Genomic DNA, 15,456 nt, shown 5'->3' on the forward strand with positions numbered 1-15,456 from the left:
GAGACTAAGAACTAGGAATAGTGCTGTCAAGGTGAGTCTGGATGAGACTGCAATTTCTATTTCATTACTAGCTCAGAACTCGGAACTTCGAGATCAGTACTCGGAACTTCGAGAGCAGTACTCGGAACTTCAAGAGCAGTACTCGGAATTTTCAGAATTCTAAAAGAAAAAGTGAAGATTTGAGTTGAACAAATATGAAATTCAATCTATATGTCACCTTCACACGGCTAGATCGGGGAGCAAGGTAGAAGAAAGAGTTTTCCCCTCTGCCCTCTACCCTCTCCACTCTTTCCCTCTGCCTCTTTTGCCCCATGCCCGTTAATCACTGACTAACAGAGCAACTGGAAAATGAGCTAGGGCTGCTGCGATCGATAGGGTTTCTTTTGCCTGTAATGGTTGCTGAGTCAGGACGTTTTTCCAGGTGAGGGGAGTTCCAGGGGGTAATAGCAGATGCGTATCTTGCCAAACTGATTCGCCCAAGGGATTGTCTCCAGGCTGGATGAGGCTAGTTAAAAAGCGAGGCGCGATTATGATCGCTGTTTGATTCCCCTCCCGCCGCGCAAAGGCGATAATGTGATTGGCGTAGGTTCCTTGAACTTCTAAGGGTAAATAGTCGCCGTCCTGGAATAATGAGACGTAGTTTGTTCTAGCTTGGAGTAATTGAGCCGTTAAAAACAGTTTGATTCTGCCGTCGGTTTTATCGTTAAGTAACTCCTGAATTAGTCCGAGAATGTCTGTTTTCACCTGTTCGCGGATAGCGTTTAAGTAAGTATGTCGCTGTTCAAAATCCACGGGACGGCGATTGTCTGGATCGACTAGGCTTAGTTCCCAAAGTTCTGTTCCCTGGTAAAAGTCGGGTACGCCAGGTGCGGTAATCTTCAGTAGAGTTTGGGAAAGGGAATTGAATATACCATAGTCTGCAATTCGCTGTTGAAAGGGACGAAAGGCTTCTAGAAATTCCCCGGAGATGGAAGGGTCAAGTACCTTCTCAATAAAGGAGGTACAAGCTTCTTCGTACTCGCTATCAGGTCGCAACCATGCTGTATGAACTTTCGCTTCTCGAATTGCTTTAATTATATAGTCTTTCACCCGTTCTACAAAGGACGCATGTTCATCTTCGGCAAAGGGAAACGCCCCAACTAGGGTTTGATAGAGAAAATACTCATCGTTGCGATCGGGCATAGCGAACCCGTGGCGATCGCTACGATTTCCTCGATTCATGGCGCTCCAAGTATTTACCTGTTGCTCCCACTCATCGGGGATTTCTGAGAGGACATTCAACCTGGCCCGCACATCTTCGCCGCGTTTGGTGTCGTGGGTGGCTGTGGTGTTCATTGTGTGGGGCCAAGTTGCTTGGTGCTGTTGGTTAAAGGCATGAAATTTGGTTACTGAAATCCCAAAATGACCGGGATTACCCCCCACTTCATTTAGCGACAGTAACCGATTGTAAACATATAATGTGGTGTCTTCAACGCCTTTCGCCATTAGCGGCCCGCTGTATTGCTGCATTCGCAAGACAAAATATATCCACTGTTCGCGTTCTGTTTGAGTCAGAGAATTATCAAACTCTAGCAGCATTAACTTTTCAATAAAGGTCAGTTCGTGCTGCAACAGGGGCGCTTGTTCTTTGGCTTGGTCAATTACTTTCTGAATGGTAGCGCGATCGCTATCTCCAATCCCATCGGGTGTAATATAGGTGCGGTAAATCGGGAACAGTGTCAAAACTTCGGCGATCGCTCTTTTTAGTCCATTCAGCGTAAAATCATTGCCATAGCGATATTTGCTAGAAATATTCTTTAATAAAAGAGCCAGATTGTCAACATCACCTGCTAAATTCTTTTCCAGGATTAGATGTTTTTTATCCTTCACTACCGATGCATAATCTACCCTTGCAGCAATAAAGTTTTGGTAGATTTTATCGAAGGATGATTGATTTTCCGTTTGACAAAATACGCCATTTACATAATTCAAAAAGTCATATCCCGATGTCCCTTCAATTCCCCAGTTTTCCGGCAATTCTTCGGTGAGTTCTAAAATCTTCTCGACCGTGATGTAAACATCTCCTGTCTTTTCCCGCAGTCTTTCGAGATACTGGATTGGGTTATAAAGTCCATCAATATGGTCAATGCGTAAACCTGTAAATGTGCCCTCCTCAACCAGCTTGTGAATTAGGCTATGGGTATTATTAAAAACCCGCAGTTCTTCAACTTTAACGGAAATCAGTTCATTAACAGTAAAGAAACGGCGGTAGTTCATTTCCTCCGCCCCAACTTTCCAGAAGGCGAGACGGTAAAACTGGTCATTCAGTAATTCATCTAGGAGGTTAAAGCTATCTGAATTTCCTGGTTCTCCATTGAAAGTTTGGATATTTTCGTCAATGAACTCGCGGATGGCATCGTTTGTGGTATAGAGTTCCCAAACCAATCCTTTAATAAATGCGATTTGGTCTTGTCGCTGTTTCCCCGCAACTTCTGAGGGGACATTTTTGAGAATATACAGAATTCCCAATAGTTTAATAAAATCGGGGTGGTTGCGTCCCAGTGTGCGCGTGAGTTTGCCCAGATTATGAGTGATAAATTTTGTGTAAGATTCTAACCGCAGTGGCAGTTTCAAGCTGTAATAGTTTACAGTTAAACCGTTTTGTTCGTATTGTAGTTGAATGTGTCCGTTTTCCAGGGATGCACCATAGAAATCTCCTAGTAGAGGAGCGAGAATTCGCTCTTGGCGATCGCCAAAGGGAGCATTCCAAGAAAGGTCGAAGTAGTCGGTATAACTGGAATCTGGGCCGTGTTCCAATACGTCCATTAAGTAAAGGTTTTCGCTGGTATAGGCCATGTGGTTGGGCACAATATCTTGTAACCAGCCCATACCAAGGGATTGAACTTCACCAACTAATGCATCAAAGGACTCATTAGTTCCTAATTCTGGGTTGAGTTGAGTGGCATCTACTATATCGTAGCCGTGCGTACTCCCGGAGCGTGCCTTGAAAATGGGGGAGGCATATAAATCGGAAATACCTAAATCTGCCAGATAAGCTGCGATCGCTTTAGCGTTGTCAAAGCCAAACTGAGGTGTAAACTGAATTCGATAAGTTGCGGTGGGAATTCGCATGAGTTTGTTCTAGTTTGTTCTAATGAGAGATGAAAGAGTAGGTAGTGAGGCGGACGAGGGACTTATATTATGTCCGTTTGATTGCTCATTAAACCCGAAGAACCCCACCCCGCCAAAGCTGTGCTTTGTCTCCCCTCCCCGCAAGCGGGGAGGGGTTGGGGGTGGGGTTCTTTTATTATGGGTAATTTGGCGGACATGATATTACTTGGAGAATTTGAACCTTTTTACATGAACGTTAAACCTTTTAGCTCGAACGTTGAACCTTTTTACTTGAACGTTGAGCCTTTTAGCTCGAACGTTGAGCCTTTTAGCTCGAACGTTGAGCCTTTTTACTTGAACGTTGAGCCTTTTTACTTGAACGTTGAGCCTTTTAACTCGAACGTTAAGCCTTTTAGCTTGAACGTTAAGCCTTTTAGCTTGAACGTTGAGCCTTTTAGCTTGAACGTTAAGCCTTTTAGCTCGAACGTTAAGCCTTTTAGCTCAAACGTTGAGCCTTTTAGCTCAAAACTTGAGGTTATGAGGCTGAAACTTTAAGTTCTAACTCTCGCCTTCATCTCCTTTCATACAGGACTATACTAGTCGCTTTTACTTTCACTTCTTGCCCCACAGACAGATGTTCCGCGGCTTCAGAACCAGGCCCAGACCATGAGGTATCTGCTGAGTCTAATAGTTTTTCAGCATTATGCCCAATTGGCAGAGCCACTGTCACTGGAGACGAATTGAAATTCATCACAAAAATTAGTTCACTCGATTCGCACCAACGACGCACGATGACCAAATCCTTGACTTTATCGCTAGTTGCTTGGATGAAATTGCGGTCTTGATTCAAAAGGGCTGGATGCGTCTTGCGTAAATTAATTAACTGGCGATACCAATCCCACAAAACTTTGTGCTTACCTTCATTGCGTAATTGCCAATTGAGCTTAGATTTTAGGAAAGTTTCTGCCGATTCCGGATCTGGGGGATCATCTGCATAGTGAAATGCTTCAAATTCTTCTCTGCGTCCGGCTTGAACTGCTTGAATCAAATCTGGATCGGAGTGACTGACAAAGTAAATAAAGGGTGCAGTTTCACCGTATTCTTCTCCCATGAATAACAGAGGTAAGTAGGGCGACAGCAGCACAGCGCCAGCAGCTAACTTTAATCCCTCAAAAGAGATCCGCTGGCTGAGGCGTTCTCCTTTCATTTGATTGCCGATTTGATCGTGATTCTGGATGCAGACAGAAAACTGTGATAAAGGGCGATCGCGGCAAGATACGCCATGAAATCGCTTGCGGTGGGGAGCATACTTCCAATCATAGACAAAAGTATCTTCATAAGCTTTTGCCAGATCAGCACATTGCCCAAAATCTTGATAATATCCTTGGCGATCGCCTGTTAAAAGTGCGTGTAATGAATGGTGGAAATCATCACTCCACTGAGCATCGATTCCATATCCACCCAATTCTGCCGGACGAATTATTTGCGGATTATTCTGGTCACTTTCGGCAATTAGATGGCGTTTCCATTTTTGCCCTTGTTGTGAGAAATGATGAACTGCTTCCGCCAGTTCCCACAAAAAATGCTTCGCCCCCAAGTCGTAAATTGCTTGAACTGCATCCAGCCGCAATGCATCAATGTGGAACTCGCCCAACCAGTAGAGCGCATTTTGGATGAAATAGTTTCGCACACCCTGACTATGGGCATCGTCAAAATTCAGCGCATCGCCCCACGGCGTTTTATAGGTTTTAGTAAAGTAGGGCGCAAACTGACTCATATAGTTGCCTTCTGGGCCAAAGTGGTTATACACCACATCCAGCACTACGGCAATATTATGTTGATGGCAAGCATTTACCAGTTGCTTAAGTTCGGCTGGGCTACCGTAGGAATTTTGGACAGCAAAGGGATAAACGCCGTCATAACCCCAGTTGCGATATGTCAGAGAAGCCTCAATATGGGTATCTCCCGGAAACTGAGCGATCGGCATGATTTCAATGGCGTTAATTCCCAGTTCCCGCAGTTCCGGTAAGCGGGGAATGATGGCGGTGAAACTTCCTTCCGGCGTGAATGTCCCAACGTGAACTTCATAGAAAATCATCGACTCCACAGGAATACCCGCCCATGTTTCATCAGTCCACTCAAAGTGTTGATCGACAATTTGAGACGGCCCATGTACCCCTTCAGGTTGATACTGCGACGCCGGATCGGCAAAGGTATCTTGGCCATTCAAGACATATCGATAAAGCGTGCCTGGATACACATCGTTGACTTTCGTGTGCCAGTATCCATCAGACTTAGGCTTGAGCGGAATTAACTGCTGTTCTGGCGTCAAAATTTTTACCGTGACGCTATCTAATAGCGGAGACCAAACTGTAAATTCACACTCTCCGTTACCCAAGTAGTTAGCACCAATTTTCACGCAGTATCCTCCCGTCAGATTCTATGTTGTGCCGAATCGTGGCGCGTTCGCAAATGTCATTGATTGCACAATGTTTACAAACACGCCAGATAGCATAATGGTTGGTCTACCTGACTTTTTGCTAGCACCTGGAGGCGGATTTTTTACTAAAACAAGTTCTGTCTAATGACAAATTTAGTTGAAACTCCCTCATTCCCAGTCTCCGACTGGGAATGCAAATCAAAAGCGGCTCTGCCACGAATTTGGGAGGCAGAGCCTCAACGAAAAGCATTTCCAGCCTCTGGCTGGAAACGAGGTTTTAAAGGGATTTTGGCTGAAGTTGACACCAATGACACCTATGTACCCTACGGCTTGCAGCTACCATCAACACAGTATGACGATTCATAGGTATTAGAACGCTTACCAAAGAGTGCATAGCGGTTATCGCGGATTTGTTCGTAAAAGCGATCGCCTGCCCACTTCATCCCCGGTAAGGCTCGATAAGCGTCTACAAATATACTTCCTACTGGCGATAACCGCCCAATTTCTTCTGCGGCGTTACTACCTTGCCAACGTCTGTGAGGTTCATTGCCATCAATTAAAATCACCCCCTGTTCACAGTCTTGGGCTGTAATTCCCCACTGTAAAAGTGTCTGCTCATCTTGCATAGGACTGTAGCGAAACAGCTTTCCCTTGTCTAAGGTTTCTAGCGATCGCACTAGATTAACGCAGAGATTACAATTCCCGTCGTAGATTACGTAGTAATTCATAAAAATAACGGCTCTTTTGCAATTGATTTGCAGATGTGTCTAAATACAACTTTGGTATTCTAGCTTAGAAAACCGTGGCGATCGCTCTGACATCACCGAAGCAGTGCTAACTAATGCGATTCACCTCAGCCAAAACAAAATTTCATTTGTTAAATATGCATAATGTCGTCGAGTTTAAGTTGTAAATTTGGCAAGAGATCAGAATAAATAGTATCTCCTAAGCGATATTGTTGCTGCTGGTACACACCGTTAACTAACTGACAAACTGTGAATGTGGGTTGTTTCGGATTACCGATAAATTGCAAACCACCCAAGCCCCGAAAGTCCACAATCCAATATTCTGGGATGTTAAGAAAAGCGTATTCTTCCAGCTTCCTTGCATAATCATCTTGCCAATTAGTACTAACAACTTCAGCAACAAGCTTGATTGTACTGCCTTTGCAAATAATAGGTTCTTTTTGCCAAAGTGGTTCTTTATTAAGTTCGGCTTTATCTAAAACAATTACATCAGGACGCAGCGCTGTGGCTTCAGCAGCAGGTGGTTTTATCAGACAAGTTTTTGGAACTAGCCAATTGAAATTAGAATTAAAAATTTCGACATAGATTCTACCAGCAATACTACCTGCAACAGCTTCGTGTAGCCCTGTAGGTTCCATGTCTCTTAGTTGTCCGTCGATTAGTTCGTAGCGTGTATTGTCACCATATTGGGCTATAAATTCCTCAAAGGTAAGTAGTTTGGGTGAGGTGTAGGTCATAGGTCTTGCTTTGACTTGACGTAGGCTTATTGTAGCGACTGCCGTTGCAAAGGACAGGAAGGAATGAGAGTTTTAGAGAATTATTGCGTAAATCTTATAGGTAGGCAAACTTCTGCCACAGTCTACTAGTGGTTTATGTCCAGCTAGTTTTGAGGGGATGATGTCGATGTCTACCAAGTGATTGTCCGCCCGACAGCTAGCGCACTGGCGCAGGTCGCCCTCGCCTCGGTCTCGGCAAGCTCGAACAACTGCACGACAACCAGGACTCGCTGGACATCCGCCTCACCCCGGAACAGTTCCAGATGCTAAACGAAAGCAGTGCGCTTGACCCCGCCTTCCCCTACGGCATTTTCACAAGCGAGGTGAACCGCAGTCTCTTCGGCGGTACAACCTTCAGGGCTGGGGGTAGCTGCTTCGGTTCATGAGCAGCACAACAGACATTACGCAATACCGACACCACCTGTTATCCCATAAACCTCTCCCGTGATGTAACTTGCCTCTTGTGAAGCAAGCAGAACGTATATTGGAGCGATCTCTACAGGCTGTCCGGGTCGTCCCAGCGGAACCGTGGTGCCAAATTTCTCAATTTTTTCCTGAGTCTGACCACCACTAGGCTGTAGCGGTGTCCAGAACGGCCCAGGCGCTACAGCATTGACGCGTACACCCTTCTCAATCATTTGTTTGGAAAGTGCTTTGCTGAAAGCAACAATACCTGCTTTGGTGAGCGCATAGTCAATGATGTTCTCTGAAGGTTCATACGCCTGAATAGAAGTTGTATTAATGATGGCTGCACCCGGTTTCAGATGCGGCACTGCCGACTGCGTAATCCAAAAGAGTGCGTATAGGTTGGTCTTAAGTACCTTGTCGAACTGCTCGGTGCTAATATCCCCAAGGGAAGGCTGAGTCTCTTGTGCGCCGGCATTGTTTACGAGAATGTCTAAACCGCCCAGAGATTCTACTGCATCCGTCACGAGTTTTCGGCAAAAATTCTCATCCGTAATGTCACCCGGAAGAGCTACAGCTTTGCGTCCCGCTTGTTGGATCAATTCTATGACCTCTTGTGCGTCCGCCTTTTCACTGGGGAGATAGGAGATTGCCACATCAGCCCCTTCACGCGCGAACGCGATCGCTACGGCACGTCCTATACCAGAATCTCCTCCGGTGATCAACGCCTTTCGGTTTGTAAGCTTTCCACATCCTGTATAGCTCTCCTCGCCGTGATCCGGCTGAGGGTTCATCTGTTGAGCGAGTCCCGGTGCCGGCTGCGGCTGACGAGGGAAGGGCGGCCTTGGATATTGCTGACGTGGATCTTGCATCTTCAATCGATCGTTTGTCATCTGTTGTTCCCATCTTGTGGTGAATTCAATTGTAAAATCACTTTTGCATCGCATCTACTCTACTTGGTGCGACATTATTGTTGTAATTAGTAACAGGTTTAAGACTCTGGAGCATCTCTTTGACTCTACCTTTCGGCAGACCCCAAACAAAGCAAACTCATAAATAGCAAGAGATTTGGGAGATTATTGGCAGCAGGTACACTTTATACCTTCGCCAAAAAAAAGCATGAAGAGATATGTAAGGATTCAGGTAACAGAGTATTGACAAAGGGGACACTTGAGGAGGAGTATCACAAATATGAACCAAAACCTGCCGTACTGTTTTAGACCAAGCTATTTGATTTTTGAAAAAAATCCGTACATTCCAAGAGTGGGAAAATCAAAGGTAGTGTGTCGAATAAACCATTCAAACATCCACTTTAAATTCTATTCCCAAGTCTCGTAAATTGGCGAAGGTATTGAATTAAGTCATCGCATTCACAATGTAAGTCATCGCATTCACAATGCAAGCGATCGCATTCACAATGTAAGCAATCGCATTCACAATGCAAGCAATCGCATTCACAATGTAAGCGATCGCATTCACAATGTAAGTCATCGCATTCACAATGTAAGCGATCGCATTCACAATGCAAGTCATCGCATTCACAATGTAAGCGATCGCATTCACAATGCAAGAGGTTGCGTTTAGATAGACTAAAAGCCTTGTCCTCAAACATCATCCCTGGTTTCCAGTTATCATGCATTTGGGATGGTATTCACATAGTTTTTTTCATTAATGAGAAAATATTCATGAGATACAAACTCTTGGGCAAAAGCGGGTTAAGAGTCTCTGAACTCTCCTTGGGAACCATGACATTTGGTGAAGATTGGGGTTGGGGTGCATCTGTTGACGAAAGTCGTAAAATCTTTGATACCTATGTAGAAGCAGGAGGTAATTTCATTGACACCGCCAACGGTTACACTGATGGTAGCAGTGAAAAAATTGTCGGTGAGTTGATCGCTAAAGAACGAGAACGCTTTGTAGTTGCGACAAAATATTCCTTTCCCTTGCAGATGAATAATAAGACGGGCGACCCTAACGCCAGTGGAAACCATCGCAAGAACTTAATTCAGTCTTTAGAAGGTAGCCTGAAACGGCTAAACACCGATTACATTGATTTATTCTGGTTACACGCTTGGGATTTCACAACACCTATTGAAGAAGTCTTGCGATCGCTTGATGATGTAGTCCGTCAAGGTAAAGTACTTTACATCGGCATTTCTGATGCCCCTGCTTGGATCGTTTCCCAAGCAAATACCATCGCCCATTACCAAGGATGGACGCAGTTTGTCGCCCTGCAAATTGAGTATAGTTTAATTCAGCGGACACCAGAACGAGACTTGCTACCAATGGCTAAAGCCTTTGACTTAGCAGTAACACCGTGGTCGCCTTTGGGTGGTGGTGTGCTGACAGGCAAGTATAATCAGGCTGCTCAAGCAGGCAGTGAACAAGGGCGACTCAAAACTTTAGGGGGAGAGATTTCTGAGAAGAATTTAGCGATCGCTCAAGTTGTCAGTGAAGTTGCAGCAGAAATTGGCCACACACCCTCACAGGTAGCATTAGCTTGGTTACGCGCTCAAAGTGGTGTGATTATTCCGATCGTTGGCGCACGTAAATTAACGCAGTTTCAAGATAACTTAGCTTCAATAGAAGTCAGCCTCTCGCCAGAACATCTGCAACGGTTAGATGAAGTTAGTAAAATTGAACTGGGTTTTCCGCATGACTTTTTGCAGAATGATGTAATTCGCGATCGCCTTTTCGGTGGTACATTCAATACCATAGAAAACCACCGCATCTGACCAATAGTCATAAACAGTAACACATTCAGCCGTTAATATAATCTGTCGTCAGAGAGTTTCGCATAGCCAACCACTTTTTGTAAAGTTAGATATAAAAGGCATTAACGTAAGAATCCATGAGCGACAACACCATTTCATCACGTTTGTTCCCCACCCGGATTGACATTCCTGCTGAAGCGCGAGTGCAAATCGTGGTACTTCTAAACCAAACCTTGGCAGCTACTTCGGATCTGAAAACCCAAGCAAAGCAAGCGCATTGGAATGTTAAAGGAACTGACTTTTACCAGCTACACCTATTATTTGATGAACTTGCTGGTGAATTGGAACAGTACATTGATCTGGTAGCTGAACGGGTTACAGCTTTAGGCGGATACGCTTTCGGAACAGTCCGCGCCGCAGCTAGTAATTCAATTCTGCCAGAATATCCCTTAGATATTTTGGATGGTAAAGACCATGTGACAGCCTTAGCAGATCGTTTTGCACTCTATGCTAAACATCTCCGGGAAGCGATCGCTAAAACTGATGAATTAGACGACCTCGATACCGCCGACCTTTACACCGAAATTTCCCGCACCATTGACAAACGACTCTGGTTCTTAGAAGCTCATCTGCAAGTAGCAGAAATTAAGGCAGAGAATGGCAAAACGGGTACTACAACAAGTCAAAAGATACCTGCTGGTGTAAAATAAGCACTTCTGAGAGATCCGCTTTCTAACTCAGTAGTAGTAGGGTGCGTTACGGCTTTAGCCGTAACGCACTATCTCATAGGACATATTGATATATAGCGAATCCTTAAGCAACTGAAGTACAGCTTAACCTCACCCCGATAAAGCTGTGCTTCATCTCCCCTCTCCTTAGTAAGGCTACCGTGTACACACAAGTCCTAAAAACCTAGCTTGATTAGGCTTGACTCGTTCCCATGCTCTGCATGAGGAATGCATTCATTGAGTCTCTGACTCAATATCTGATATCATGTCCGCATAATTAGTTACGATTCCCACAGTCATTGCACCCCACACGCCAGATGCTCCACTTGGGGAGACCCCATCGCTTTTAGCGTCTCCCCTTGGGAGAAGACCGCACTGGCTCCCCTTAATCCCCTCCCCGCTCTTCGGGAGGGGAGACAAAGCATAGCTTTGGCTCTTTGGGGAACTCCTGAGTTTAATAAGCAATCAAGCGGACATGATATGACTGGAGGCAGCAGCCTCTAATCAACCATTCCTAGCTTTGCATGGGAACGAGAGAACAAGGAGAAATGAGAAATCGAGCTTTTTTCGACTTGTGTGTACACCGTAGCCTTAGTAAGGAGAGGGGTTGGGGGTGAGATTTTGAGATGTTACTTCACTCTTATTGAGAAACGCTATAAGGTGATTGCTAAGAGTACAGCACGATCGACCATTCAAGGTGCGTTAACCTACGGCATAACACACCGTACTAGCATGACTTATTTAATAAATCTAGAATCTTTTTGTTCAATGATTTAAATTAAAATCTTACAGTATCTTTTTGGTAAGTACGCCACTTTTAAGTGCGTACTTTTCATTTTATATGTACATAGTTTACTATTGAAATAGTTAAAAACTAGGTCGAAAAATTCAAAAATATCTTCGGCAATTGAAGGAAAAAACTAAAATCACAAATTGAGCGACTCCTAACTAAATATTCATTAACAACGAGGTAAATTTATGTCTCAAAATACAATTACCCACTTAATTCACGATCGCAATGCTCGTGGTCACGCTCAAATAGGCTGGCTCGATAGCTATCACACATTTTCCTTCGGTAGTTTTTACGATCCCAACCGGATGGGATTTCGCTCTCTGCGCGTGATTAATGACGATCGCATCGCCCCTGGTGCTGGATTCCCTACCCACAGTCATCGTGACATGGAAATCCTCACCTATGTCTTAGAAGGTGCTGTAGAACATAAAGATAGTTTAGGTACTGGTTCGGTAATTCGCCCCGGTGATGCCCAGATTATGAGCGCTGGAACTGGGATCAGCCACAGCGAATTTAATCCCTCACCAACTGAACCACTGCACTTGCTACAAATCTGGATTCTTCCTGACGAAGAAAGGTTGACACCAAGATATGAACAAAAAGCTTTTCCTCTAGAAGAAAAGCAAGGCAAATTACGCTTAATTGCTGCTAAAGATGGGCGTGATGGTGCTGTGACAATTCACCAAGATGTTGATTTATACACATCTGTTTTAAAGGATGGTGATGTTGTTAATTATCAAGTCAAACGCGATCGCTATGCCTGGTTACAAATAGCGCAAGGCATAGTTAACTTGAATGGAGAGGAACTCAGAGCAGGTGATGGTGTGCAAATCAATGGCGAAGAACAGCTAGAAATTAGCACCAACATCGGCGGCGAAATCTTGCTTTTCGACTTGGGTTAATATTGCAGCTAAAGGGCGGTTAGAAACCGCGTCTACACAAACAAAACCTGCCTCCGTAGGTTAGTTACAACAAGGGGTTTAAGCCCCTTGTTTTCTCTTAGTCCGCGCAGGCGGACTTTGCCTGTGTAGCCGCGAATTCTATTCGCCTTGGCTCTAAGTTGACTACATGATTGGGGTGCAAACTTATGCTGGTATTGGGAATTATAAAGATCGGGATACAAAACTTTCACGTATCCTTTTTTATAGTATAAGTGTACTAGTATCTTTAGTTGTACAGCCATGCAACCTCTTCAGCCAGTTAGTGGATCAGATTTGCAAGCATTTTTGTCAGCCCCAGAGCGGTTATTGCAGCAGCCAGTAGTGTTGCAATTAGCGATCGCCAGTTTCCACCAGACACCGCCCAGTCTCTTAGAGATTCTAGTTAATAGTCCTGATGAGCAGGTATCACAAGCCGCAAGCTTGCACGTAAATCTTGCAGGAGAAATAACAGACAGGTGGCAGCAAGTAGTAGATGAAATCCTGCAACAACAGCAACTAGGGCAAAACGATCGCCTAGCCGTAGAACTGCTAAAATTAGCCCCAGTACCACCATGCTTTCTCAGCGAGTGGGTTCCCGCCGAGCGACTAATTGAAGGATTGCGTAATCCCCAAAGAGCTTTTGACGCAGTTAGCCAACGATACCAGCCGTGAAGTCAAAACGAAACTGACTGCTAACCCTAACACTCCTATCACAATTCTGACTCGTTTGGGTTTAGAAGAAAATCTCGTAAATCAATGTAACCCCAATACACCCGGAATTGCACTTGCTCAGGCGGTTAAGAGCATGAGTAGCAAAAATCTTGCTGATTTTATTAAACATCCTGTCAAAGGTTCACAAATGCCTGTTGAAACTTTGTCACAGTTAGCAAGTCACACCGATAGTTCAGTGCGTTATCGAGTCGCATATCACCCTAATACACCAGCCACCGTTTTAAGACAGTTAGCGAGAGATTCTGATGTAGCTACAGTTCGTGCTGTCGCCAGTAATGCTAATACATTTCCTGAAACTTTGGAAGTGCTAGCTAGTCACCCAGATTTTACAACTCGTTTGGAAGTTGTTCGCAATCCCAACACACCACCCCGCGCACTTGCTGAAATTGTTCTGAGTACCCAAAATTCAGGAAATACGCCAAATCAAACAGTGGATATGCTCAAAAGTGCATTTCCCGGCGATCATAATGATGTGCTGCAATCAATAGCTGGTAATCCTCGCACACCTATAGAAGCACTAGAGATTTTAGCAAGAAGAGAATTTATTGGTGCAGCACCCGATCCGCAAGCGTTTATTCCACCTACAACCGATGATAAGATAGTGCGATCGCTTGCATACAACCCCAGCTTAACACCGCAATTACTGGGCATTCTTGTCCAAGATCCTTCTGTAGAAGTGCGTGTTTGTTTAGTTCGCCATCCCAATTTGACAGAGGCTTTGTGGTTGCGTTTGGCAGAAGATACAGCAATATCCGTGCGTGAAGCTGTTGCTGCTGCAATCAATGCACCTGTAAGCATTTTGGAATTACTGGCGCGGGATGAACAAGTAGAGGTACGAACCAAAGTAGCGACTAACCGCAATACACCAATTACTGTTTTACAACTTCTCGCAAGTGACGAAAACCCCAGTGTACGCACTGCTGTAGCTAGTAATCCTCACCTAACTGAAACAATATTGACACAATTGGCTAACGATGAAAAAGTCGAAGTCCGTCGTGCAGTTGCTCAAAATCCCAACACCCCTGCACCCATCCGCGAAACCCTCCGCGATTTGATTGTGCAACCTACCACCCGCCAAACTAGTCCCACCTTGCGCGGACTCAATCGCCTCTACAATCCCAACACTGATGATATAACAACCATACTTGCAGAATACGCGAGTTCAGAAAACGCCTTTGTACGGTTGGTGACACTGCTTCATCCCCTAACTCCCCATGAAGTATTGACACAAGGAGCGCAGTCTGCATCCTGGCTTGAACGCTACGCCGTTGCAGATAACCCCGCGACTCCAAGCGTTTTACGCCAGCAACTTGCTCAGGATAGTAATCGAATTGTCCGCGCAGCCGCTAGAGTTGAGTTGTGAATAATGGAGGATATTGCAGATGGCATACAGTGATTTCACACTCGCCAAAGTTCGAGAAACTTTTCAGCTTGTAATTGATGAAAAGCGCAATCTGTTCAAAGAAGTGTCGCCTATTCAACCTTCTGCCACCTTAACAACGCTTTTAGAAGAATATACTCAACTAGCAACTGCCATCAACACTGAAAAAGCCCGTTCAGAATTACTAATTATGCCAGTTTTAACCGAAGTTAGACGGCAGTTAAATTATCAAATATCTCTGTTTTCCGGTACAGATTTTGATGTAGATGCTAGTAAAGGATTGAATGGATTTTGTGATTTCATTCTCTGTGGTTCTGAAGAACAGTTTTACATGAAAGCTCCTGTCATTACAATTGTTGAGGCAAAGAATGAAAATATTAAAAGTGGCTTAGGACAATGTATTGCTACTATGATAGCCGCCCAGTTATTCAATCAAAATACTCAACAAGAAGTTAAGACAATCTATGGCGTTGTAACTAGTGGAACCAACTGGCGGTTTTTAATGTTGGAAGGACTAACAGCATACATTGATATAGTTGAATACTACATCAATGATGTTGATAAAATTATCGGTATTCTGTTGCAACCATTTCAATCGGCTTTGCTACAAGCATCTTCCTAAATCAGCATCTTTCAAAAGTTTCGGTGCGTTACGGACTCCGTTATAACACAACGCCAGTCCGCTCAAGTCGGGAAACCCGCCCACGCGGCTGGCTCCCCTACACATACTA

Annotated in this window: 14 protein-coding genes and 1 pseudogene; 8 read left to right on the forward strand and 7 right to left on the reverse strand. The window is 44.5% G+C overall.

Annotated features, from left to right (window positions below):
• Positions 1-318: 318 nt before the first annotated feature.
• The 3 genes and pseudogenes from treY to treZ all read right to left on the reverse strand — a co-directional run bounded on the left by treY (position 319) and on the right by treZ (position 5,509).
• Entirely contained in the window at positions 319-3,111 is a 2,793-nt protein-coding gene (gene treY, locus V7K30_RS32555) for a malto-oligosyltrehalose synthase (RefSeq protein ID WP_335006486.1), read from the reverse strand.
• A gap of 201 nt (positions 3,112-3,312) precedes the next feature.
• Positions 3,313-3,561 (reverse strand): annotated as a pseudogene (locus V7K30_RS34495) (hypothetical protein); the annotation flags it as partial.
• 100 nt (positions 3,562-3,661) lie between these two features.
• On the reverse strand, positions 3,662-5,509 hold the full coding sequence (gene treZ / locus V7K30_RS32560; RefSeq protein ID WP_335006488.1) for a malto-oligosyltrehalose trehalohydrolase: 1,848 nt from the start codon (positions 5,507-5,509) through the stop codon (positions 3,662-3,664).
• Positions 5,510-5,674: 165 nt separating this feature from the next.
• Between treZ and V7K30_RS32565 the strand changes: the two genes are divergently transcribed.
• On the forward strand, positions 5,675-5,896 hold the full coding sequence (locus V7K30_RS32565; protein WP_335006490.1) for a hypothetical protein: 222 nt from the start codon (positions 5,675-5,677) through the stop codon (positions 5,894-5,896).
• Here V7K30_RS32565 and V7K30_RS32570 read toward each other — a convergent pair.
• Complete coding sequence (locus V7K30_RS32570) at positions 5,854-6,258, reverse strand: thiol-disulfide oxidoreductase DCC family protein (protein ID WP_335006492.1); 405 nt, start codon at positions 6,256-6,258, stop codon at positions 5,854-5,856. The two genes, V7K30_RS32565 and V7K30_RS32570, sit on opposite strands and share 43 nt — an antisense overlap.
• Positions 6,259-6,407: 149 nt before the next feature.
• Complete coding sequence (locus tag V7K30_RS32575; protein ID WP_335006494.1) at positions 6,408-7,013, reverse strand: Uma2 family endonuclease; 606 nt, start codon at positions 7,011-7,013, stop codon at positions 6,408-6,410.
• A 302-nt stretch (positions 7,014-7,315) separates the two neighbouring features.
• On the opposite strand from V7K30_RS32575, the gene V7K30_RS32580 reads away from it, so the two are divergent.
• Complete coding sequence (locus tag V7K30_RS32580; protein WP_335006496.1) at positions 7,316-7,438, forward strand: hypothetical protein; 123 nt, start codon at positions 7,316-7,318, stop codon at positions 7,436-7,438.
• 15 nt (positions 7,439-7,453) lie between these two features.
• Here the strand turns inward: V7K30_RS32580 and V7K30_RS32585 are convergent, their stop codons facing one another.
• A complete protein-coding gene (locus V7K30_RS32585) occupies positions 7,454-8,350 on the reverse strand; it encodes an SDR family oxidoreductase (RefSeq protein ID WP_335006498.1) in 897 nt (298 codons plus the stop codon).
• A gap of 463 nt (positions 8,351-8,813) precedes the next feature.
• The gene (locus V7K30_RS32590; RefSeq protein ID WP_335006500.1) at positions 8,814-9,065 is read right to left on the reverse strand and encodes a hypothetical protein; all 252 of its coding nucleotides are present in this window, start codon (positions 9,063-9,065) and stop codon (positions 8,814-8,816) included.
• Positions 9,066-9,142: 77 nt separating this feature from the next.
• Here V7K30_RS32590 and V7K30_RS32595 point away from each other — a divergent pair, with 77 nt between their 5' ends.
• The 6 genes from V7K30_RS32595 (at position 9,143) to V7K30_RS32620 (ending at position 15,347) form a co-directional block, all read left to right on the forward strand.
• Positions 9,143-10,192: an aldo/keto reductase gene (locus V7K30_RS32595; RefSeq protein WP_335006501.1), complete on the forward strand. Its 1,050-nt coding sequence runs from the start codon at positions 9,143-9,145 to the stop codon at positions 10,190-10,192.
• A gap of 116 nt (positions 10,193-10,308) precedes the next feature.
• On the forward strand, positions 10,309-10,881 hold the full coding sequence (gene dps, locus V7K30_RS32600; RefSeq protein ID WP_335006502.1) for a DNA starvation/stationary phase protection protein Dps: 573 nt from the start codon (positions 10,309-10,311) through the stop codon (positions 10,879-10,881).
• 996 nt (positions 10,882-11,877) lie between these two features.
• The gene (locus tag V7K30_RS32605) at positions 11,878-12,594 is read left to right on the forward strand and encodes a pirin family protein (protein ID WP_335006504.1); all 717 of its coding nucleotides are present in this window, start codon (positions 11,878-11,880) and stop codon (positions 12,592-12,594) included.
• A gap of 279 nt (positions 12,595-12,873) precedes the next feature.
• Positions 12,874-13,284, forward strand: a complete 411-nt coding sequence (locus V7K30_RS32610) for a hypothetical protein (protein WP_335006506.1) — start codon at positions 12,874-12,876, stop codon at positions 13,282-13,284.
• Entirely contained in the window at positions 13,253-14,707 is a 1,455-nt protein-coding gene (locus V7K30_RS32615) for a hypothetical protein (RefSeq protein ID WP_335006508.1), read from the forward strand. Before V7K30_RS32610 ends, V7K30_RS32615 begins: the two co-directional genes overlap by 32 nt.
• Positions 14,708-14,726: 19 nt before the next feature.
• Positions 14,727-15,347 (forward strand): hypothetical protein, encoded by a 621-nt coding sequence (locus V7K30_RS32620; RefSeq protein ID WP_335006510.1) that lies wholly within the window; start codon positions 14,727-14,729, stop codon positions 15,345-15,347.
• Positions 15,348-15,456: the final 109 nt, after the last annotated feature.

Origin of the sequence: Nostoc sp., assembly GCF_036917655.1 — a bacterium.
Taxonomy (GTDB): Bacteria; Cyanobacteriota; Cyanobacteriia; order Cyanobacteriales; family Nostocaceae; genus Nostoc.